Genomic DNA, 22,350 nt, shown 5'->3' with positions numbered 1-22,350 from the left:
CAGTGAAGGCGCGGCGGACTCTCGCCGGACTGCTCACCCTCGTCGCCGCGCTCTCCGCGGTCGTCGGGTGCTCGTCCGATTCCGGGAGCGACACCATCCGATTCGCGTTGGACTGGACGCCCAACACCAATCACACCGGCCTGTACGTGGCGCAGCAGGAAGGTCTGTTCGCCGATGCGGGTCTCGACGTCGAGCTCCTGCCATACAACAACGCGACCCCCGACACCCTCGTCGACGCGGGTAGCGCCGAGTTCGGAATCTCCACGCACGCCACATCGACCATCGCCAGAGCCGCCGGGTCCCGGACCGTCGCGGTCCTCGCACCGCTGCAGCACTGGGCGACGGGGATCGCCGTGCGGGCCGACAACGCCGAGATCACGCGGCCGGCGGATCTCGACGGCAAGACCTTCGCGGGCTTCGCCAACCCTGGTGAGGACGAGATGCTCGCCGAAGTGATCCGCAACGACGGTGGCCGCGGTGAGTTCGAGAACGTGACGCTCGGGACGTCGTCGTACGAGGCCGTCTACTCGTCGACCGCCGACTTCACCGTGTCGTACCTGGCATGGGAGGGTCTCGAGGCCGAGCACCGCGGCCTGCCCATGCGGTACTTCGGCTTCACCGACTACGGCTTCCCCGACGCGTACGCGATCGTCGTCGACGGCAACGAGGACTGGATGACGGAGAACCCGGAGCAGGCACGCGCTTTCGTGCAGGCGCTGCACCAGGGTTACCGGATCGCCGCCGACGACCCCGATCGTGGAGCCCGGGCTCTGCTCGAGGCGAACCCCGGGGCCTTCCCCGACGAGGAACTCGTCTACGAGAGCCAGCGCATGCTCGCCGCCGAGTACATGCGTGACGCCTCCGGCGCCGTCGGAGTCCTCGACGCCGGGAAATGGTCGGGCTATGCCCGGTTCCTGTACGAGAACGGCGTGCTGTCCGGACCCGACGGCAGCCCGTTGACGACCGAGCCGGACTGGTCGACCTATGTCACCGATGACTACCTCGAAGACCGATAGCATCGGCCGCGCACGTCGGCTCCTTCCCGCGCTGCTCATCGCCGGGGCTCTGGTCGCGATCTGGCAGTCGTACGTCGTGGTGAGCGGTGTCCGCCCGCAGGTGTTGCCCTCCCCCGCACGCGTTCTCACGCAGGGGTGGTCTCATCGCGTCGACATCGCCGGGCACGCCTGGTCCACTTTGCAGGTCACGATGGTCGGGTTCGCCGTGTCGCTGGCACTGGCGTGGGCCCTCGCGATCGTCGTAGACTTCTCGCCTTGGTTGCGGCGGGCCCTCGTGCCGTTGTTCGTGGTGTCGCAGACCCTGCCGATCATCGCGATCGCGCCGTTGATGATCATCTGGTTCGGTTTCGGACTGCTACCGAAGATCCTCGTCATCGCGCTGGTGACGTTCTTCCCCGTCGCGATCGGGCTGCTCGAAGGGTTCGCGGCGGCCGACCGGGAGGCGGGCGCGTTGCTACGCAGTATGGGCGCGTCTCGGTGGCAGCAGTTCCGTTACGTGCGCCTGCCATCCGCGCTCCCCCGCTTCTTCACTGCCCTGCGGATCGGCATCACCTACGCCGTCGTGGGTGCGGTGTTCGCCGAATACGTCGGCGCGACATCCGGTCTGGGCATCTACATGAGCACGCAGAAGAACTCGTTCCGCACCGATCTCGTGCTCGCTGCCGTAGTGGTGACCGCTGCTCTGTCACTCCTGCTGTACGCGCTGACGTTCGTCGTCGAACGGATGGTCGCGCCGTGGGCGCTCACGAGGGGTGAGAGATGAATGCGGTGACGGTGGCCTCGGTCCACAAGTCGTACGGCGACCGGGCGGTGATCGACGGCATCGACTGTGCTGTGGAGCCCGGCGAGTTCGTGTCCCTCATCGGGCCGAGTGGGTGCGGCAAGTCGACGCTGTTCTCGATCGTCGCGGGACTCGAGCAACCCGACACCGGAGAGGTTCTCGTCGGCGACTCGCCCGCGGCACCCGGGCAGGTCGCGCTGATGCCACAGAAGGACCTGCTGTTCCCGTGGCGGACGGTGCTCGACAACTGCACACTCGGGCTCGAGGTGCAGGGTGTACAGCGATCCGACGCTCGTGCCCGCGCCCGCGAACTGCTGCCGACCTTCGGCCTGGCCGGCTTCGAGGACGCTGCGCCGCACCAACTGTCGGGCGGTATGCGTCAACGCGCGTCGCTCGCACGCACGGTGCTGCAGGGGCGCGACGTGCTCCTGCTCGACGAGCCGTTCGGCGCACTCGATTCGCTGACCCGCACCGAGATGCAATTGTGGTTGCAGCAGGTGTGGCAGCAGCATCGGTGGACGGTGCTGATGGTGACGCACGACGTCCGCGAGGCGGTGTTGCTGTCCGATCGGGTCGTCGTCCTCGGTCCGCGACCGACGCGGGTGCAGCACGAGGTGCGTGTGCACCTGCCCCGACCTCGAACCCTGGAGACGTGCGTGTCGAGCGAGTTCGTGGCGCTCGAACACGAGCTCATGGAGGTCCTGCACCGGTCACGACACGAGGAGCAGCAGAGGTTGCCCTCGGGATAGTCGCCGGCCGAACTGTTCGCCACCAGTGCATCCGCTACAAGATTCGCTATCCGCTACGGCAAATCGATTGCTGTAGCGGATAGCGAGAGCGGTAGCAGATGCATCGGGGACGACCCCGGACCTGTGCCCCCAGTGGGACTCGAACCCACACTGTGCGGATTTTAAGTCCGCTGCCTCTGCCAATTGGGCTATAGGGGCGTGGGGATCACATTAGCGTTCACGACTGTCCACCACTGCGCCGGGGCGCGAGGTTCTTGAAGTACCGTGCGACGGGACGGCGTTCGTATCCTGTCCCCTCGTAGACGGAGGCCGGTACAGCCCGAGGACGGGACGCCACGCCTGGAGGGAGAGATCGAGTACGTCACTTCGTCGTTCGGCCGTGCAAGGTTCGATCCTCATTGCTCCTCGACCTCCTCGGATCCGACTTCGAATGTGCTCCTCGCCCGGGCTGTAACGCACCTCGATTTCCGGCCGACATCCTGCGGGGAGACAAGTACACAGCGGACAGCCGGGTGGTGAACCGGGCACGAAGAGAAGGACCATGGATGCGCTTCACGACCGCACGCCCACTGACCGGGCGACTCGCCACCGCAGTAGCCGCCATGGCCCTGGCAGCGACGCCGAGCCTGGTGGCCGCACCCTCCGCACAGGCCGAAGGCATCGTCTACCCCGCGTCCGTGAACGACTCCTTCTACAGCACCCCCGACGACATCGCCGATCGGCAGCCCGGTGACGTCCTTGCCGCGCGCGTCCTTCCGCCACCGCTCGGATTTCCCGGCACCGACGCCGTCCAGTTGAAGTTCCGGTCGACGAACTCCGCCGGCGAACCGATCTCCGCAGTGACCACCGTGCTGTCCCCTCAGGGTGGGGCGCCGGGTCGTCCGCTCGTCTCGTACCAAGCCATCATCAACGCACTCGGGCTCGAATGCGCGCCGTCGACGGCGCTGTACGCACCGAACCCGCTGCGAGGCATCCGGGAGTCTCCCGGCCTGCTCATCGCGATCCAGCGCGGCTGGTCGCTGGCCGTTCCCGATCATCTCGGACCGAACAGCGCCTACGGCGCCGCGAAGGTCGGCGGGCAGATCACCCTCGACGGCATCCGGGCCGCGCAACGCTACGCACCGCTCGAACTCGCCGACAGTCCGGTCGGCATCGCCGGCTACTCCGGCGGCGGGATGGCGACAGCGATGGCCGCAGCACTCGCCCCGACCTACGCGCCCGAGATCCCGATCGTCGGCTCCGCCTACGGTGGCGTCCCGATGGACATCGGCGAGATGGCCCGGGAACTCGGCGAATCCGCGCATCCCGCCTTCGGATTGGCGATGGCGGCCGCCCTCGGCCTCGAACGTGAGTACCCGGACCGCATGCCGGTCAGCGAGCAGCTCAACGGTGCGGGGCGGGAACTGCGCGACCGCATCGCCAACGCGTGCACCAACGAAATCCTGCTCGCCGGTGCCGGTCGCAGCATGGCCGACGTCGCCGACGCGGCAGCGGGCCTTGCCCTGCTCGACAGCCCGACCGTGCAGGAGGTGCTGATGGAGAACAGCGTCGAGAAGGTCCCGACGGTGCCGAATGCCCCGGTGTACGAGTGGCATTCACCGACCGACGTGCTGATTCCTCTCGATGCGATCTCCACGACGCTGCGCAGGTACTGCGACGCCGGGGTGGCGGTGCGGACCGAACTCGTGCCGAGCCCGGATCACATCACTGCCGCCGTGATCGGCCTGCCGGGTGCGCTGGACTTCCTCGACGGCCGATTCGCCGGCGTTGCGCCGTCGTCGGACTGCGGGACGGTATGAACACCGCTCGGAGCGTGACTGGACGACAATTCCGTCGGACGTTCGCGGTCGGCGGCATGTCGCTTGCCCTGCTCGCGGTTCTTCCGGGCACGGCGTCCGCGCACCACCAGGAGTTCGTTCCCCTGCCGACCACATACTCGTTGGGGCGGGACCACTCGGTACCGTGCAGCGGGCAGCTGACCGGCCACGTGTTCGCCCCGCACCATCGACCGGGAACGATCCTCATCGATCTGTCCTGGTCGACGTTCTTCGGCGGTTCGTGCACCATCACCGCATTCGTCAACCACTGGGGAAGCAAGAGGAACGGCGTACGCGCCCTCGAGCTGACGTCGGCTCCCGGCGAACCCGGGCACGCTCCCAGCGGACAGATCAGTATCGACATCGGTTCCGGCGATGCGGGAATGACAGTGACCACGGACGGCCTCAACACGACCTATCTCGACCCCGCCCGGTTCACCACTCGTTTCACGGTGCCCTGACGGGATTTCCGGTCGTCACAATCGTTTCCGCTCGATCCGGCCAGGACATCCATCAGGCCCGCCTCGAATGACGAGGCGGGCCTGATGGTGTCTCGGATCCCCTGGGGGGACGGGAGATCGAATCAGATCACGGTGATACCGGTGGCCTGGGGACCCTTGGCATCCTGGCCGATCTCGAAGCGCACGCGCTGGTTCTCGTCGAGGCTGCGGTAGCCGCCCGACTGGATCTCCGAGTAGTGCGGATCAAAGAACTAGCGGGCGACGGACAGGGCGATGCCGTCGAGGATGTCGTGCTCGCTCACGACCAGCTCGGTGATGCCGGCTCGGCGGCCGAGTTCCTCGGCGAGGACCGTGGTGATGATCGAGCCGCCGCCGATGACGTCGACGCGGCCGGGATGCATCGGGCCGAGCGCCGCGCGCTTCTCGCGGGTCGCGGCGACGAGACCGTCGCACACCTCGCGCAGGCGGTCGAACGGCACCGACGACAGGTGGATCTTCTCGGAGTCGTACTCGTCGAGTTCGAGGGCGAGCGCGGCGAGGGTGGTCATGGTGCCCGCGACACCCACCCAGGTGTGGGCCTGCTCGACCGGCACCCGCTCGAGCGCTTCGCGGATCTTGTCCGCCGCGACCTCCCGTGCCGCAGCGACCTGCGCGGCGGTCGGCGGGTCGTCGTGCAGGCACCGTTCGGTCAGCCGGACGCAGCCGATGTCGGTGGAGTAGGCGGCGTGCACACCGTCGGCGTCGCCGAGCACGACCTCGGTGGATCCGCCACCGAGATCGACGACGACGAAAGGCCCACGCGCGGAGTCGAGTTCGCCGACCGCACCAGCGAAGGACAGACGCGCCTCCTCGTCGCCGGTGATGACCTCTGCCTCGGCTCCGGGGATCACGGCACCGAGTACCTCGCGGGTCATCGCGAAGAAGTCCTCACGGTTGCTCGCGTCGCGCGTGGCCGAGGTGGCGACCATGCGGACGGCGGTGGCGCCGGTCTCGCGGATCAGGTCGGCGTACTCCACCAGCGCGACCCGCGTGCGTTCGATCGCCTCGGGTGCGAGACGACCGGTGGCGTCGACGCCCTGCCCGAGCCGCACGACCTTCATGAGGCGGGTGACGTCGGTGAGCGTACCGTCCTCCGCGATGTCGGCGATCAGAAGACGGATGGAGTTGGTGCCGCAGTCGATTCCCGCGACCCTCACTGTTTTGCTCCGCGCAGCTCGGCGTAGGTGGGCCAGTCGGCGGGGATCGCCGTGCCACGCAGACCGGCGTCGGCGGCGAGGGCGACGGATTCGTCGCCGAGCGGGTTGACGCCCGGTCCCTTCGCGAGCGAATGGGCGATCAGCACGTGCAGACACTTGACGCGTTCGGGCATACCGCCGCCGGTGAAGTCGGTGCCGAGCGACTCGATCGCGTCGCGTTCGGCCAGGTACGACTCGTGGGCGCGCAGGTAGCCCGCAGCCAGTTCCTCGTCGGTGCCGAGACGCTCGGTCATCTCCCTCATGACCCCGGCGGATTCCTGCCGGCTCGCCTCGGCTGTGAGGCGCGGGTCGGTGAGGTAGTAGAGCGTCGGGAAAGGCGTGCCGTCGGGCAGCTTGGGCGCGGTCTTCACCACTCCGGGCGCACCGTCGGGGCAACGGTAGGCGATGGCCAGGACGCCGCGGGGTTCGCGCCCGAGCTGGGCGGCGACGGCGTCGAGGTCTTCTTGCGTGACGTGATCGGTCACCCGGGGACATCTCCTGGTTCTGGGGGTGCCACAGGCATCTGCTGGGGCACGGGTTCGGGCTCGGGTTCGGGTGCCGGTTCGGACACCGACAACCACAGGTCGCTGTACCAGGCGCCGGTCGTCGGCCGCTCGGGTTCGCGTTCCTCACGTTCGGGCGGGGCGTCGCCCGGCAGTTGCACCTGGTAGGGAATGTCACCGGGGACGACGAACCGCAGTCGCTCGCGGGCCTGGGCGCGGACCCAGGCCGGGTCCTCCATGCGGGCCTTCTGTTCCTCGAGGGCCGCGATCTCCTGTTCGAGCTGCACGCGTTCGGCGGCGAGCTGCTCGGCTTCGGAACGCTGGCTCACGTAGGTGCGCAGCGGCACCGCGAGGGTGAGCGCGAGACCACACACGACGAGGGCGAGCACCACGGCGCGGCCGGTGGACAGGCCCAGGACGGTGCGTTCGGTGCGGGGGCGGCGGGAGTCGCGGGGCGCGCCGACCCGGGTGGGGCGGGCTCGCCCCGAACCACCGGGGCGGCCGCGGCCGGGCGACGAATGAACGGGGTCCTCGCGGCCGGCCGGCCGCGCACCCGCATTCTCGGCCGAGTGTTCGGCCGGCGCGGCAGATCCCGTGGGCCGGACCCGGCCCGGACGCCGGACGCCGGACACACCCTCGGTGCGGGTGCGCCTCGCTCCGGGACGGGATCTACCGCGCTGACTCATGCCGGCGATCAGCCCTCGACGGAGAACCGCGGGAAGGCGAGCTCGCCGGCGTAGCGAGCGACGTCGCCGAGGGACTCCTCGATGCGCAGCAGCTGGTTGTACTTGGCGACACGCTCGGAGCGGGCGGGCGCGCCGGTTTTGATCTGTCCGCTGCCGACGGCGACGGCGAGATCGGCGATGGTGGTGTCCTCGGTCTCGCCGGAGCGGTGGCTCATCATCGTCTTGTAGCCGTTGCGGTGCGCGAGGTCGACGGCGTCGAGGGTCTCGGTGAGGGTGCCGATCTGGTTGACCTTCACGAGCAGCGCGTTCGCGGCACCCTTGACGATGCCGTCCTCGAGGCGCTCGGGGTTGGTGACGAACAGGTCGTCGCCGACGAGCTGGATCCTGTCGCCGATCTCCTCGGTGAGCGCGACCCAGCCCTCCCAGTCGTCCTCGCTGAGCGGATCTTCGATGGAGACCAGCGGGTACTGGCCGAGCAGCTCGGCGTAGAAGGCGCCCATCTCGGCGGCCGTCCGGTTCTGACCCTCGAACTTGTAGCCGGTGCCCTCGGTGTAGAACTCGGTGGCCGCGACGTCCAGTGCGAGCGCGACATCGCTGCCCAGCTTCAGACCGGTCTTACCGATGGCCTCGCTGATCAGGTCGAGCGCGGCCTTGGTGCCCGCGACGTCGGGGGCGAAGCCGCCCTCGTCGCCGAGGCCGGTGGCCAAGCCCTTGCTCTTGAGCACGGACTTGAGAGAGTGGTAGACCTCGGCACCCCAGCGGAGGGATTCCTTGAAGGTCGGGGCGCCGATCGGGGCGACCATGAACTCCTGGACGTCGACGCCCGTGTCGGCGTGGGCGCCACCGTTGAGGATGTTCATCATCGGAACGGGAAGGATGTGGGCGTTCGGGCCTCCGACGTAACGGAACAGCTCGAGTCCGGACGACTCCGCACCGGCCTTCGCCACGGCGAGCGACGCGCCGAGCAGGGCGTTCGCGCCGAGGCGGCCCTTGTCGGGGGTGCCGTCGGCGTCGAGGAGGGCCTGGTCGACGGTGCGCTGCTCGGTGGCGTCGAGGCCGATGATGGCCGGGCCGATCTCGGCGAGGACGGCCTCGACGGCCTTCTCGACGCCCTTGCCGAGGTAACGGTCGCCGCCGTCACGCAGCTCGACGGCCTCGTGCTCGCCGGTGGAGGCGCCCGACGGCACTGCAGCGCGGGCGAAACTTCCGTCCTCGAGCAGCACTTCGACCTCGACCGTGGGGTTGCCACGGGAGTCGAGGATTTCGCGGGCTCCTACCTGCTCAATGATGGCCACTGGCTGATTCTCCTTCGATGGACTGTCACGCTGCGGTGTCTGCACGCTGGGGACAGCCTAACGGTCGCGACCTGCGTGTGAGGTACAGGCGCGCTCGAGGCCCGGCGCGGTACTGTCTACGGCCGCACTCCCACGCCGTAGGCGGCGGCGCGGTCGCGGACGAGCATCAGGTATTCGGTGGAGCGGTTGTAAGCCATCAGGGCGTTCGTCCAGCCCTCCGCGGTGGTCAGGTCGCCTCCGCGGTCGCACAGATAGCGGCCTGCGGTCAGGGCCGCGTCGTCGATGTTGTCGGGGTCGGCGATGCCGTCGCCGTTCGCGTCGACGCCCCACCGTTCCCAGGTCTCGGGGATGAACTGCATCGGCCCGACCGCCCGGTCGAGCACCGGGTCGCCGTCGAGGCGGCCACCGTCGGTGTCGCGGATCTCGGCGTTGCCCCGGGTGCCGTCGAGCGGGACACCCCGGATGGGCGGTGAGACGCTGCCGTCGGATCCGAGGGAGGCGCCGCCGAACCGTCCGTGGCTGCTCTCCACGTTGCCGATGCCGGCGAGGGTCGTCCACGACAGGCCGCAGTCGGGGGTGCCGACGGCCAGGACGGCCGCCGCGTGCCCGTACGCCTCGAGTGCGGTGGTGGGGATGCCCAGTTCGCGGGACTGTGATTCGGCCCAGTCGGCGAGCTGTGCTGCTGTGCGGCCGGGACCGTTCACGTCGATGGGCGGAACGGGCAGACCGGGTGCCGGCGGGACGCCGTCGGGGATCTCGACGGACGGTCGCCGGGGTGAGTGCAGAGCGGACTCGACCGCCACGAAGACGACGGCGACGAGTGCACTGAGCAGGACCACCGGCCACAGCCAGCGTCGGGGTTCTCGATCGGACGGCACCCCTCCATATTCCACAAATGTCACGATCGGGGGCCGAGCCGTCACGAAGTCGCGGCACTGGGGCCCGGAAAAGAGCCCTCAGGAGATGTCCGAGGCGACTACCGAGGAAGGGAGTTCGATCTGCTTCATATGGAGCATCTCCTCGAGGTCCGCGGGCGGTTGCGGCTTGCTCAGGAGGAATCCTTGGGCTCGATAACAACCGAGGCCGAGCAGGGTGCGCGCTGCCGCGAACGATTCCAGCCCCTCGGCGACGACGTCGAGTCCGAACGCGGAAGCCAATCCGATGATCGACTCGACGATGACCCTGTCGCTCGGACTGCGTTGCAGGTTGAGAACGAAGGCTCTGTCGACCTTGAGAACATGAACCGGAAGAGACTTGAGGTGAGCGAGCGAACTGTACCCGGTACCGAAGTCGTCGATTGCGCAGCACACTCCGAGGCGGTCGAGACGCCGCAGAGTCTTGCGCGACCGTTCGAGGTCGCTGACGACGACGTATTCCGTGATCTCGAGGCAAAGTGACGATTTGCCAAGATCGAATTCCTCCAGGATTTCCTCCACCATCTCGACGAAACCGATACCGACCAACTGCGCCGGCGACACATTGACACTCATCCGCAGTTCCAGTCCAGGCACTGTCCGACGCCACTCCGCCAATTGGGCACAAGCGGTGCGCAGCACCCAACGACCGAGCTCACCTGCGAGATTCGTAGATTCGGCAACTTCGATGAACTCTGCCGGCTGAAGCCGACCGAGCACCGGATGATCCCAACGCACCAAGGCTTCCACACCGAGTATCCGCCCGTTCCGCAGGTCGAATTCCGGCTGGTATTCGAGAACGAGCTGATCGTCCCCTATCGACCTTCTCAAACTGAGTTCGATGAGATTACGACGTTCGCTGGCTCCCTGCATGTCCTCGGTATAGGCCTCGACGCCGTTACCACCCTTGCTCTTCGCTCGCATCATCGCTTCATCGATACGTCCGAGCAGAGCCACCGGATCCAGCTTGCCCGGCTCACCGACTGCGACGCCGAGGCTGGCGCATCGACTGACCACCTGGGTTCCGAGTTGAACCGACATCCCCACGACCCAGCGCAGTTCCTCGGCCTTCTCGCATGCTTCTTCGAGGGACAGCGGACCACCGAATACGATCACGAACTCGTCTCCGCCCAGACGAGCCACCACGTCGTCCGGACCACAAACCCGACTCATCCTCTGTGCGGTCCTACACAGGAAGATGTCCACTGCCGTGTGGCCGAGGAAGTCGTTGAGCGGCTTGAGTCTGTCCATGTCGAGGAACACGGCGGCTACCGGGCCGGGTTCTCCCGGACTCAGACGCTTTTCGAGGTGATCGAGAAGAGCACGCCGACTCGCCAGCCCCGTGAGGTCGTCATGGAAGGCAGCGTCGCGTAATTCCCGCTCGGCGCGGACTCGGGCCTGAACCTGCGTCAGCATAGCGGCGATCATGGTGAGCGTGTATATCTCGTCCTCGGTCCAGACTCGGTCACCGATCTTGATGAAACCCAGGGTGCCCGTGGTGATCTGTCCGGATATCAGAGGTACAGCGGCGACAGAGACCTCGGGTACGCCAGAACCGGCCCGCACACGGTCGGCGTAGGCGGCGCCCGACTGTGCAGGACGGCTGACCGATGGCTCCTTCATGTGCTCGGTGAGAGCGAAGATCGGATCCGCATCGCGAAAGTAGACCACTCCCAGTGGGTCCGGATCGGGTATCACCGGTCTCGGTGGCCATTCGGCGATCAGGATCGTGGCGTGGATCTCGTGATCGTTGTATCGAAGGAAAGCGGTGTCGACCTGAAAAAACTCTACAAGGTCCCGTAGCACGGTCTCCACCACCGAGTGGTGCGACACGGCATCCACCGGCATTAGGTGCGCCGCCACTCTGGCGACGAGACCCTCCAGACTTTCCAGCGGCATGTCCGTCTCCCCTGCTTACTAGACTGTCGACGGACGCGACGACTACGTTACGGACTCGCGAAAGATCCTATCGGAGCGCCGAACACTTCGAGGAGGTTCAAGAGGAACCCGCGCGACCCGCAGGAGCATGGCGATGCGAGCGTCCCCGGGCCGTTCCACGACGCCGTCGAGAATCGTCCTCAGTTTCGCCAATTTCGGGGCATACGTAGGCGATAACTCGAGGAGATCCTCCGCGTCCTCTGCGTACATGAAGACCGGAGTCATGGGCTGCACTGCCAGGTCCATACGGTGGGCTGCGATCCAGACGCTTTCCGTGAGCATTCCTGCACGTACGTAGTCCCTCGCCTCCACTCCCTCGGAGAATACGGCGACGAGCGCCGAACTCGACCGAATCCGGTCTGCGGCCGGCTTGCCGAGTGCATGACCGAGGTCCCACTCTCCCAACTGGTCGAGCACGTCGTTGCGTAGAATGATCTCGAGCATCACCGATTCCGCGTCGTCGAGTCCCAGGGACGCGATGTCGATTCCGGTATCGGAACCATCGGACGGCCATCGAAGTTCAGCGATCATCTCTCGTCTGAGCTCCGGGTCCAGGTAACGGATACGGTCGGCCTCCGCAAAGATGTCGGCGATACGATCCAAGCGGACAGGATCGGTGATCACATCGATCCGCCCACCCGCCGAACCGGCCGCTCGGTGAAGAACCTCCCGAGCACCCATCGGAAGGGGACGCCCGTCCCCCATCTGCCTGGTGGTCGCGCGAGAGAGCATCGCCTGGTACGAGGCAGCCAGTTCCTCATCGGTCCCCGAGCTGAAACGCACTCCTGCCACCACATCCCATGGACTCACCTCTCCGGCTCGCTCTTCGATGTATGCAGAGCCGAGGATGCCGTGCGCTGCCGCTGCGATGCGTGCGTTCTGCAGCGCGGCCCCCAGAGCCACATAACTCCCCCTGCACCGGATATCGATTCCGGAGTAGACGAAGTGATCTCCGATCTCCATGCGTAGATTGCCGGATTCGATTCTCAGCGACCACGGTTGACTGTTACCTCCGGAGGGCGCCCGCTCCGCCGCATGCACGACGGCAGCGACCGGTTCGTCCGGGACCGGTCGAATGCTGTGTCCAACCGGAGCTGGTGCACCAGGCTCGGGGCCGCGCAACCGCTCGACGAAGGAGTCGAGGTCGACCCGTCCACGCCCCGACGGCACATGCCTACCGAGCAGTACCCGGCGGATGACTGTCGCGACCGTTGCAGCCCCGAGCATGACCTCGCCACCGAGTTGCGGCCACGTAGCGAGGGTCCGGTTGACTTCGAGCAGCGATGCAGCCATACGCGACGAAATGCTGTCCGTTCCCAGAAGCTGCAACGCGAACGGGATCTTCTCCCGATCGGTGAGCCCGGCAAGTTGCTCGAGGTCGATATCACCGAGCAATCCGTGGAACGGCGTCGTCGCTTCGAGGTCGAAACGCTCGACATCGATCAATCCCCTGTCGCTGGTTTCCATGACCACGGGCACCCTTCGTCTGCATGCCTCCAGACGCATCAACACCTTCATGTCCAGCGAGTCGCACTCGTCGATCAGGAGATCGAGTCCGTCCACGAAAACGTTCACAATTTCAGGGCGGATACCATCGGGCCACACGGAGATCGACAGGTAGGGATCGATTTCCCACAGGCGTCGTGCGGTCACGACCGCCTTGTTGACCCCCAGATCGAGAACGGACGCCGGAACCCGGTTCAAATTGGACAATTCGAGCACATCGAAGTCGGCAAGCCGCAACTCACCGCAAAGCCCTTCGAGCGCCACGGCCTGAGCCACGGCGGACCCAACGCTCAAACCCACTACCCCTACGACCCTTTCGGCCAGTCTTTCCTGCTCCGCAGCCGTCAGCTTGTTCCTGTTCCGATCCAATCGGAGACGACGGAAACCATGGGGGCCCAGAATGTGCACGATACTGTTCCGCCACGGGTAGTACACCCACCGCGGTGACTCCGTCAACAACTCGTCCCCCGGGGCAGGCAGCACCTCGCGCAGCGCTTCTTGCTGCGCGAGCAGCCGATCCGTGACCGAAGTATGCGGGTTCGAACGCAGACGGTCCGCCTCGTCCCCCTCCATCAGGATTATCGGTGCGCCCGGCGTCTCGGCCGCCGACGTCATCGGCGCTCCACTCGCAGGCTCTTCCGTGCTTCGCGAGGGTCGTCCCCCAGCAAACCGGACTGCTCGGGCCGGGAGGAATCCCACCACATCAATCGTGTCCGGTAGCGCTCGTCGGGGTAGGGGGTATGAGGAACGGACTCGTCGACCTCTCCCCCGCAAGTGCGCCACAAATCCAGTACTGTGTCGGCCGCCGTCGCCATCATGAACCGGGTACCGAGCACGTGCATGAAATTCGCACCCATTCTCGCTACAGCCAAGGTGAGTTCACGGCGCCGCGGCAGACCCTCACTGACCCACGCCGCCTTTGCCTCGATGAGACCGTAGGGTACGCGCGCGTCGATCCGTGCGCGGATCCTCTGTATCTGCTCCGGATCCGTCCATTCCTTCAAGGCATGGGATTCGTCGGCCGAGCTGAAGGGGCCTTGAGCGCGCAATCCCCCGACGACCACGCCGTCGTCGTCGAGCGCGGCGGAGAAGACGGCCGTACTGTGGCCGGACATGACCTGCTCGTATTCCAGGGCCGACTCGGCTCCGAACTTCGTGTAAGCCTTCAGCGCGCCGTCGAGGTAATCGTGCCAGATCTCGGGAATGAGGCAGGGACGCGCCGTGACGAACAGGTACCGTGAAACAGGATCACGATAGGTGGACACGTCCTTCGGGCCCATGCTCGGAAAAGCCCGTAGTCCTGGATCCACCGGCCACCTCCTGCTCACCTCCACCCGACGAGCACCGCGGTTCGACGTGGTCGATATCGGGCGTGACCACCCGGTCCGAACGCCGAGACGGTCTACGAACGTGAGTATGCAGTAAAGAAGCGCTCCGCATGACCCTTCACAACAAAGAAACGTACAGATCGGTTGTTCCCGACGGCCCTACCACTGCGATTTCACCCCGGTAGGCACGATCGATTCGTTCTTCCTTCTCCGCTTCGTCCACCTGCGACCAGAGATCTTCGTCTGCGTCGGAATCATCGTCCGGACGAAAGTGCGCGAAGTAGGCGGTGGGAACCCTGAACAGAGAGTCGCCCACCGTCAGGTCGTACAGTCCCTTGCATCGGGTCCCTACCAGCGCAGTCCATCCCACTTCGGCGTGACAGACGTACAGGACGAGCAATTCCTGCAATCCGCGTGCTCGAACACGATCCTGCGTGAAGGCCAGTAGTTCGGCCTTCTGGCCTCGTCCGTTCGGTTCCATCCCCGGCAGTACCAGGCCGCCCACACAATGTTCGCGCAGCTTCGTGATCTCGAACGTCATCGTCCACCGCCCTTGCCCGAATCGAATACAGACACATACAGATCGATACTGAAGGCGTTGGGGTAGGACTCGAAATCGCCGACGAAGGACCGTTGGATCGCACCGGAGGCCTCAGCTTCTCCGACCTGCTCCCAGAGATCCGAGACGACCTGGGGAAAATTGCCCATGGAACTGAACTTCGCGTACGTGCCGGCAGGGACACAGGCCACGAAGTGCCCCTCCGACACCTGATCCAGGGACTCGCACCGATAGCCGACCGTCTGGGTGTAGTAGGAGCCGATCTCGACCGCATGGTCGGTGTAGGCAGAGGCCAGAGGACCGCCGAGCTTCTCTTTGAGCACCGCGTGCCAGGCGCGTTCGAGAGCCCTGTCCCGTACCTGGCCGAGCGCCCGTCGAGGGCTTCGAACCGGTAGACCGGCGACGAGCGTCTGCTCGCGACGAACGATTTCGAACGACATCGGGCGACCTCCGCTGGATATCCCCTGCTATATCCCTACAACATCGGAACGCCCGACACGAACTCGATCGCTGTGCCTCCACATCTTAGAACGTCATGCCTGCATAGCAAACACCAAATCCACATACTGTCGGTTTGTTTTCGACTGATTATTACACCACGCGCATGCAGACTTCGGTGGCGTACCGCCCCTGCCATGTTGTAGACCGTCGCCGACCCACGACTCAGCGACGGGAGTTCGTTGAGCACCGCGACTCGCGGAGCCCTCGGGTGTGCACTACAGCCGGGCCGGCCGACCCGTGACCCCCGAACACGCCACGGCTCGAACCAGCCCGACTGCCCCACTCGCTCAGGCATTGCAAACGAGCGACAGTACCTGAAGGCGAGGAGTCCATGATCAACGTTGCCCCGGAACTCTCGCGAACGGGATGACAGGAGTAGTCGTGACGATAATGGTCCAAGGCCCTTCGGGAACCTCGTCATCTTCGACGAACTGCCAATTCACCCTGTCGTGTTGACCATTCAGCTCGGAGAAACCCAGACATCCGTTCAGTGCCGGTGACACATCCAAACCCGCCCCGTTGAACATGTCGCTCCTCGGGCGCTCGTCGGCGTCGCCGAATACGTACTCGGCGTCATCGTAGAGCGCCGGACCTGCGTCCTGGATCTGGCCGTAGCAGACGGCGCCGTCGCGTTCGAGCCGGACCCACCGATTCTTCAGGAAACTGAACGAACGATCCTCCGCCCGTCCGGCGTATCCGGGGTCCTCTGCCCATGGAACCACGTCTGCACGTGTCTCGAATGCCCTCCGATTGTTCACATCGTCGAACGGTAGATCCAGGTAGAAGGGATTCTGCTTGGGCTCCATGCTCGTGGGGAAGTAGTCGTTGTCGGCCGTCCGGCGTTCCGTCTTGCACACTCCGTCCTCTACGACACCGTCACAGCCACCGTAGTTCTCCATCCAGTTTGCGTCGTATGTCGAGACGACCTGACTCCCATCCGAGACCAGGGGGTCGAGAATCTCCCCGACCCAGAAGGTCGTTGCAACGATATCGGTGTGCCACGGGTACTCGCGCTTCGTGGCGTGCCGTGCATCATCGACCGATGAGCATGCGGTCAGCAAGAGCGAAATCGCTGTCAGGGTGCACTTCTGGGAAGACACTTTCGAACGCTTTTCGGTCATCGAGTTGAGCCTTCATGCGGATCGGAGACCGGCGAGCTCGGTTCGGGGGTGCGGTCGTACATCTCGTAACCACTGGTCACCAATGTGCCGTTGCGCGCAAGACTCAGACCGAAGCTGATTCCCGTGACGCCCACCGGGATCGGAGGCGTCGTCCATTCCGCCCATGTCGGATGCTCGGTGGAAGCGAATTCGGGACTGGCAGCTCCGAACGTCCAGACGCCTCGGGCGAGACGGTACTGAACGACCAACTGGGTCGGAGCGGTGGATCGGTATCGCACTTTCAGCACATATCTGTGTCCTGGTACGACCGATGGTGCGCACGTTCCGAGATCCGGAACAGGCATGAACTTGGCATCCCCGTCCACGTGATCGTCCATGGTCAATTCGAGCCCTACTGTCCCCGGGGTTTCGCCCGGAACGGTGGCGAAGGTCGGACTATTGGCCCCCCAGGAGGCCGGGGACCAGCATTCGGGCAACTCCGGAGCCGTGCCTTGTAGATTCGGATTCGTCAATGCGTTGGACTCCGCAGGCGCCGGGGACCGAGCCGGAACCGGCCGCGCAGGCTGGACCGGACCTCCGAGGGCATCTCCCATCGGCCGTACTGCGATCCGGCCGGCGCGTTCCAGCTCCGACAACCACGCAACGAACTGCGCAAACAGGGGCTCCCGAATCGAGATCTGATTGCAGTCGTCCGTACACAGCCGATGGAATGTGAGAGGAAGAAGTCCCGTCCCCACGTCCATCGCTTCGAGCACGCGCTGTTGAAGATCCTCTATGGTCCAGGAAATTTCCACCTGCGCCGGGGCTCTCACCAGCATCATCTGCGGAGGAACCGGATGTTCGGTGACCGGACAGTCGAAACAACCGGTGACGCTCCGAAGATCCCCCAGGTCACGCGCACTGTTGTAGCCGCAGGCCTCTACCGCCTCTTCGAGAGGCGGCGTGGCGGCCCCGAAGGGGTACGCGAAACTCCTCACCGGAAAGCCCCACTCGAGCAAGGTCTTCCGATCGATGCAGATCTCACGCTGTGCCTCCTCGATCGGGAGAGCTTCGATGATCGAATGATTCACGGTGTGGCCGCCTATCTCGTGCCCGCCGTTGGCGATCTCGATCAGGTCGTCCGAGGTCAAGTGCCCGGGCGTACCGATAGTTCCCGAGTTCACGTAGAAGGTGCCTTCCATACCATACTGGGACATCGTGCGTGCGGCCCTGATCTGATCCGCGAACCCGTCGTCGAAAGTCATACTGACCACGGGCATTCCCGGCGCCCCGCCGAGTGGTTCGACGGGAGGCTCACTTGCGGTGAAGAGCCTGTCCTGCGGAACGTACGGATCATGTACCACCGGCTGCACTATGTCCTGGTTGTCATCGGTTTCTGCGGATCCCCCGATCAAACGCGAGATACCGAACTGGACGGCCATGCCAATGATCACAAGGAACACCCACCACGAGACAGTACGGCCACGTCCGCTCCCCAGAGCCCTCGGCCGGTGTGCTCTGCGGTGACCTCCGCCCTCGCCGAAACGGACCGAACGCACTGTTCACCTCACCACCTTGCCGGAATCTCCTCGGCCTCGGAAGCCCCCCTGCGAGATTCCCGGTCACGCTCCGAAGGGGCAACCGGACCGGCCGAGTCGAGAACCGGATACTCCGAGGAATTCCTGCCTTCCGCTCGCTCACGAACCGACTTCTCCACGGCGAGAACGATCTCGTCCAATCGTGTCTGCGGTTCGAATCCGACACACTTCCGCGCATTCGTATTGTCCGGGACGCGACGCCTCATGTCCTCGAATCCTTGCGGGTAGGCAACCTCGTACGGTACGAGTTCGATTCTGCTGGGACTGTGGAGTATCTCGATTATCAGTTCGGCGAGGCTCAGGATCGAAATTTCTTGAGCACCACCCAGGTTGAATGCTCGTCCGTAAGCTTCAGGAGTCTCCGACAACCGGACGAGTGCCGGAACCACGTCGCCGACATACGAGAAGCATCGGGTCTGCAGCCCATCGCCGTAGACGGTCAACGGTTCCCCCCGCACAGCCTGGCCTACAAGGTTCGGTACCACCATCCCGTATCGGCCTGTCTGCCTCGGACCGACCGTGTTGAACAGTCTGGCGATGGCAACTCTGAGCCCGTATCGGTCGAAATATGCACGGGCCATTGCCTCGTCGATCCCCTTCGCTGCCGCGTATGTCCACCGAGACTTCAGGGGCGACCCCAGGATGCGGTCGGATTCCTCGGTCAAACCGTCCGATGTGTTCTTCCCGTAGACCTCACTGGTCGATGCCAGCAGCAGTACCGCACCGGTGGAACATGCAGCTTCCAGAACATTCTCGGTCCCATGGAGATTGACGCGGAGGGACTCCAATGGCTCCTCTACTATTCGTCGGACTCCTACTGCGGCAGCCAAATGGAACACTCGGTCGGCAGAAGTGACGACCGCGTCCACGAGCGCCCGATCGAGGATCGAACCTTCGACAACACTCAGTGTCGGCGAGCCCTCCGCCGACGCCAGGTTCCGTCTGGATCCCGTGGAGAAGTCATCGAGAACAACGACTTCGTCTCCCTGCGCCAACAGATGTTCGACCAGATGACTACCGATGAAACCGGCACCGCCGGTAACTACACTTCTCATAATTTCTTCCTCCTCCAGGGCACCGCTCCCGTAGGTGTTCCGTCACAGATGGAGCACGTGGGGCAGATTCTTGAGCCGATATGTGGCGTCGAGTACCTGAGGTTGGTCGGCCAACCAATTCGTGTCCTCACCGGTATGCAGCGTGTGAACGACCACGAGGTCTGGCTGCACCGCACTCGGATCGGTAACGCTCTCGACTTCGGTGCCATCTCGTAGTCGGACAACGGGAATCAACGGGTCGTAGTACGAGACCACCGAACCCTCGTGCCGGAGATCCTCCATGATCTCCAGGGCCGGCGACTCACGAAGATCCTCGACATCCGGTTTGTAGGCCACTCCGACGAGCAGTACGCGAGCACCTCGGATTCGACGCCCACGGTCCGAAAGCGCTCTGATCACGCGTTCGACCACATGCCGGGGGCGCAATGCGATCTCATTCATCGACAGTTCTATCAGAGGCGCAGTGCGACGCTGTTTCCGCAACTGCCACAGCAAATACTGGGGATCACACGGGATGCAGTGGCCACCTACACCTGCCCCGGGGAAGAATGGCATGAACCCGTACGGTTTGGTGGCTGCTGCTTCTACCACCTCGGTAACGTCGATCTCCAGATGACTACAGATGTCGGCGAACTCATTGACGAGAGCGATGTTCACTGCTCTGAAAGTGTTCTCGAGAAGCTTGGACATCTCTGCAACTTCGGCACGGGATACGGGATGAACCTTGTTCACACACTTCGCGACCAACGCAAGCGCAGCTTCGGTACATGCCGGTGTGACACCACCGACAACCCGAGGCACATTCTCGTGCGCGTAAGCGTCGGTGCCCGGGTTGATTCGTTCCGGACTGAATGCCACGAAGACGTCGGTACCCGGGATCAATCCTCTGGACCGTAGCGGAGCGGCCAGCAGCTCTTCGGTGCAACCCACGTAGGTGGTCGAGGTCAGCATCACCAACTGACCCGGGACGGTATGTTCTACAACACTTTTGCATGCCTTCATCAACGGCCCGAGGTCCGGCACCAAGTGTTCGTCGACCGGCGTAGGAACACAGATCGCGACGGCAGTCGATCGCCGCAACATCACAGGGTCGGCGGTCAGCACGAATCTCGAATCTTCGACTGCTCGTTCGAGTCGTTGCCGGTCCGCTTCGATCAGATCCACATGTCGGCGCCGAATCGTATCCAGACGGTTCGAATTCACGTCGAGGCCGAGTACCCGATAGCCGGCATCGTGAAAGGACAGTGCCGTCGGTAGTCCTACGTACCCCAACCCCACGATCGCCACGTCGAAGACCTCTTGATCCATTTCGGAGTGTCCGGCGTCCGAGTGCGCATTTCCGGACCCGCTGGGGTCGAGAGATATCTCGATGCCCCCTCGCGGCGTCAACTCGCCTGCCGAGGGATGTGTACCGTTCACACTGGCTTCAAAGGACATGTTCGTTCCTTACGGGTCGGGTCGGACAGCCGGAGTGCGCTGTAACGAGTTGCCGATCTTGTTGCGGGGATCCTTTCGACCGGGTCAGGCCGAATGGGGGAACTGCGGCGAGTCGGGCTCGCCCAACTGCCGTTGGACTGCGTCGAGAACGTACGCGGGACCGCACTCAAGCAGATATAGGCATCCAGTATTCGCACTACGGGGAACACAAGGCCGAACACCAGGTACGAAGGACGACGGAGCACCCACGCTGCGAATACGGTCAAGAGGAAATCGGGCAACAGCAACCCGAACAACACTGCTTCGAGTCCTACTGTCGTGGCGACGAGACGAATCGGTTCTACCACTCCGATATCGGACGCCTCCGCAAATCGGACGAATGTGTGTACCAACAGGAGCGGAACCACCAGAACCAGGAGAACGCTACTGATGATCAACTCGATGAGATGAAGTGCCAGGACGGTCCAGAAGAGCCCGTGCCGCAACCCGTGGCGTCGAACCGTCTGCCAGAACCCGAGGTTCCAACGACTGATCTGCCGAACGTAATCCCTCGGATTGTCCGGATCCTCCGTGTAGGCGACGGCAGATCCCGGCCGGAAGGCAATTCTTCCCAATTTCTTTGCATGTACTTCGAAAGTCATGTTGAAGTCTTCGATGACCAGGCCTGGCGCAGCAATATCGATCCGGGACAACGCGGCAGTTCGATACATGCTCGCGAACCCCGGAACGATATTCACGACGTTGATGCGACGTGCAGCCTGGCCGTATTTGAAGAGAAGCTGCACGATCACATACAGCCGTTCCCGATAAGCCACCAGTAACCGGCCGAGCACGGTCGGTGCGGGCTTATCGACCACACCCCTCACGCATCCGGCGACTGCGACTACGCCCGGATCGTCGAACAATGGCAACCCCGTTTGCAGATAGTCGGGCGACAGGCGGGTGTCCGCGTCGAGGAGAAGCACCACTTCGAATCGGTCACACAGCTCGAAATGTTCGAGGCCGGCACTCAGCGCTCCGGCCTTTCCACGATTCCGTTCGAGTTCGAGCACGCGGACACCGAGGCGGCGAGCGATCTCTGCGGTCGCGTCGGATGATCCATCCGATACGACATGAATCCGTTTCCTGGCCACGAGTGCAGCCGCAGCCTCGATTGCGCCAGCGATGACCACGGCCTCGTTATGGGCTGCGAGGAGGACGGCTACATCTTCGACCGCAATGTGCGCCGCCTCCGTCCGGCGGGCAGCGTGAGCCCTTTCGTATATGAACCGCATCGAACCGATGCACGCCCAGACGATCGTCCCGAGCCCGAGTATGAAGATCACGAGTACGACGATCAATTTTCCTCCACTTGAATGTCTTGTCTGCCTCGGCATATGAGGGTTTACGGGTGAAACATCTTGTCGGCCAATAGATAGAGGTCGACATTCAATTCCGAATGCGGGCAGTCGAGTGCAAGACGTGCAACGAGAGAGAATTGAGCACACAGCGACGGCCGAGATCCAGGGCTGACGATTACAGGTGCAGGATCCACGCTGGAATCGGAGCAGTCGATGACGTCTGTCGCGCCGCAGCTGCGGTCGACCGGAACTCGGTTGAATACATCATTGCCCCACGTCCTCTGCATCGATATCGAGGGCGACAATCGCGTCACCCCACGTGGATGCGTTCGGGTCGCAAGTCCCTCGTCGCGCATACCTCACTGCACGACCGGAATCATCCCCGACGACGAACCGGAAGCACCTTTAGACTAGCCACACATACCTTCCATACGCAATAAGCCCTAGAACAAATCTGCTGGAATGTTTCGTACGGGTTATGATGCGCTGCGGTTTGTTCATCGAGCACCCCCCTCGTGCGACGCTCGCCCT

Annotated in this window: 20 protein-coding genes, 1 tRNA gene and 1 pseudogene; 5 read left to right on the top strand and 17 right to left on the bottom strand. The window is 64.3% G+C overall.

The features are described from left to right. Positions 1–2 precede the first annotated feature (2 nt). Genes NVV99_RS07615 through NVV99_RS07605 form a run of 3 tightly spaced genes read left to right on the top strand, consistent with a single transcriptional unit; the run spans position 3 to position 2,546 of the window. On the top strand, positions 3–1,016 hold the full coding sequence (locus tag NVV99_RS07615; protein ID WP_024103257.1) for an ABC transporter substrate-binding protein: 1,014 nt from the start codon (positions 3–5) through the stop codon (positions 1,014–1,016). Next, positions 994–1,779, top strand: coding sequence for an ABC transporter permease (locus tag NVV99_RS07610; RefSeq protein WP_019288745.1), 786 nt, complete (start codon positions 994–996; stop codon positions 1,777–1,779). The genes NVV99_RS07615 and NVV99_RS07610 overlap by 23 nt, the downstream gene beginning before the upstream one ends. Beyond that, positions 1,776–2,546: an ABC transporter ATP-binding protein gene (locus NVV99_RS07605; protein WP_006553864.1), complete on the top strand. Its 771-nt coding sequence runs from the start codon at positions 1,776–1,778 to the stop codon at positions 2,544–2,546. The genes NVV99_RS07610 and NVV99_RS07605 overlap by 4 nt, the downstream gene beginning before the upstream one ends. Before the next feature lie 124 nt (positions 2,547–2,670). Here the strand turns inward: NVV99_RS07605 and NVV99_RS07600 are convergent. Next, positions 2,671–2,744 (bottom strand) — tRNA-Leu (locus tag NVV99_RS07600). Positions 2,745–3,091: 347 nt separating this feature from the next. Here NVV99_RS07600 and NVV99_RS07595 point away from each other — a divergent pair. Together NVV99_RS07595 and NVV99_RS07590 are read left to right on the top strand one after the other, a co-directional pair. Further along, complete coding sequence (locus NVV99_RS07595) at positions 3,092–4,345, top strand: lipase family protein (protein ID WP_024103255.1); 1,254 nt, start codon at positions 3,092–3,094, stop codon at positions 4,343–4,345. 14 nt (positions 4,346–4,359) lie between these two features. Further along, complete coding sequence (locus tag NVV99_RS07590) at positions 4,360–4,824, top strand: hypothetical protein (RefSeq protein ID WP_041804004.1); 465 nt, start codon at positions 4,360–4,362, stop codon at positions 4,822–4,824. Positions 4,825–4,946: 122 nt separating this feature from the next. Here NVV99_RS07590 and NVV99_RS07585 read toward each other — a convergent pair. The 16 genes and pseudogenes from NVV99_RS07585 to NVV99_RS07510 all read right to left on the bottom strand — a co-directional run. Further along, positions 4,947–5,063: pseudogene (locus NVV99_RS07585) on the bottom strand (cold-shock protein); the annotation flags it as partial. Positions 5,064–5,075: 12 nt separating this feature from the next. Then, positions 5,076–6,020, bottom strand: a complete 945-nt coding sequence (locus NVV99_RS07580) for a Ppx/GppA phosphatase family protein (RefSeq protein ID WP_024103253.1) — start codon at positions 6,018–6,020, stop codon at positions 5,076–5,078. Next, a complete protein-coding gene (locus tag NVV99_RS07575; protein ID WP_024103252.1) occupies positions 6,017–6,544 on the bottom strand; it encodes a DUF501 domain-containing protein in 528 nt (175 codons plus the stop codon). The genes NVV99_RS07580 and NVV99_RS07575 overlap by 4 nt, the downstream gene beginning before the upstream one ends. Beyond that, positions 6,541–7,248, bottom strand: a complete 708-nt coding sequence (locus NVV99_RS07570) for a septum formation initiator family protein (RefSeq protein WP_024103251.1) — start codon at positions 7,246–7,248, stop codon at positions 6,541–6,543. Before NVV99_RS07570 ends, NVV99_RS07575 begins: the two co-directional genes overlap by 4 nt. 8 nt (positions 7,249–7,256) lie before the next feature. Further along, positions 7,257–8,543 (bottom strand): phosphopyruvate hydratase, encoded by a 1,287-nt coding sequence (eno, locus tag NVV99_RS07565; protein ID WP_024103250.1) that lies wholly within the window; start codon positions 8,541–8,543, stop codon positions 7,257–7,259. 116 nt (positions 8,544–8,659) lie between these two features. Continuing rightward, complete coding sequence (locus tag NVV99_RS07560; RefSeq protein WP_041803566.1) at positions 8,660–9,382, bottom strand: lytic transglycosylase domain-containing protein; 723 nt, start codon at positions 9,380–9,382, stop codon at positions 8,660–8,662. A gap of 117 nt (positions 9,383–9,499) precedes the next feature. Further along, a complete protein-coding gene (locus NVV99_RS07555; RefSeq protein ID WP_024103248.1) occupies positions 9,500–11,356 on the bottom strand; it encodes a bifunctional diguanylate cyclase/phosphodiesterase in 1,857 nt (618 codons plus the stop codon). 42 nt (positions 11,357–11,398) lie between these two features. Further along, a complete protein-coding gene (locus NVV99_RS07550; RefSeq protein WP_024103247.1) occupies positions 11,399–13,516 on the bottom strand; it encodes an Rv1355c family protein in 2,118 nt (705 codons plus the stop codon). Then, positions 13,513–14,166: a hypothetical protein gene (locus NVV99_RS07545; protein WP_260782793.1), complete on the bottom strand. Its 654-nt coding sequence runs from the start codon at positions 14,164–14,166 to the stop codon at positions 13,513–13,515. The genes NVV99_RS07550 and NVV99_RS07545 overlap by 4 nt, the downstream gene beginning before the upstream one ends. 181 nt (positions 14,167–14,347) lie before the next feature. Continuing rightward, positions 14,348–14,770, bottom strand: coding sequence for a hypothetical protein (locus NVV99_RS07540; protein WP_024103245.1), 423 nt, complete (start codon positions 14,768–14,770; stop codon positions 14,348–14,350). Continuing rightward, on the bottom strand, positions 14,767–15,228 hold the full coding sequence (locus NVV99_RS07535; RefSeq protein WP_024103244.1) for an effector binding domain-containing protein: 462 nt from the start codon (positions 15,226–15,228) through the stop codon (positions 14,767–14,769). Before NVV99_RS07535 ends, NVV99_RS07540 begins: the two co-directional genes overlap by 4 nt. A gap of 396 nt (positions 15,229–15,624) precedes the next feature. After that, the gene (locus tag NVV99_RS07530; RefSeq protein WP_024103243.1) at positions 15,625–16,410 is read right to left on the bottom strand and encodes a hypothetical protein; all 786 of its coding nucleotides are present in this window, start codon (positions 16,408–16,410) and stop codon (positions 15,625–15,627) included. After that, positions 16,407–17,852 carry a polysaccharide deacetylase family protein gene (locus tag NVV99_RS07525; protein WP_260782792.1) on the bottom strand — a complete coding sequence of 482 codons (1,446 nt, stop codon included), beginning with the start codon at positions 17,850–17,852 and terminating at the stop codon, positions 16,407–16,409. The genes NVV99_RS07530 and NVV99_RS07525 overlap by 4 nt, the downstream gene beginning before the upstream one ends. A 104-nt stretch (positions 17,853–17,956) precedes the next feature. Further along, positions 17,957–19,042 carry an NAD(P)-dependent oxidoreductase gene (locus NVV99_RS07520; protein WP_260782791.1) on the bottom strand — a complete coding sequence of 362 codons (1,086 nt, stop codon included), beginning with the start codon at positions 19,040–19,042 and terminating at the stop codon, positions 17,957–17,959. 42 nt (positions 19,043–19,084) lie between these two features. After that, complete coding sequence (locus NVV99_RS07515) at positions 19,085–20,479, bottom strand: nucleotide sugar dehydrogenase (protein WP_242411690.1); 1,395 nt, start codon at positions 20,477–20,479, stop codon at positions 19,085–19,087. Continuing rightward, positions 20,458–21,819, bottom strand: a complete 1,362-nt coding sequence (locus NVV99_RS07510; RefSeq protein WP_024103239.1) for a glycosyltransferase family 2 protein — start codon at positions 21,817–21,819, stop codon at positions 20,458–20,460. The genes NVV99_RS07515 and NVV99_RS07510 overlap by 22 nt, the downstream gene beginning before the upstream one ends. Between the last annotated feature and the right edge of the window lie 531 nt (positions 21,820–22,350).

Origin of the sequence: Rhodococcus sp. PAE-6, from assembly GCF_025290685.1 — a bacterium.
GTDB lineage: Bacteria > Actinomycetota > Actinomycetes > Mycobacteriales > Mycobacteriaceae > Rhodococcus > Rhodococcus pyridinivorans.
Note: the sequence above shows the minus strand (reverse complement) of the source record. Positions and strands in the feature narration are given on the sequence as shown.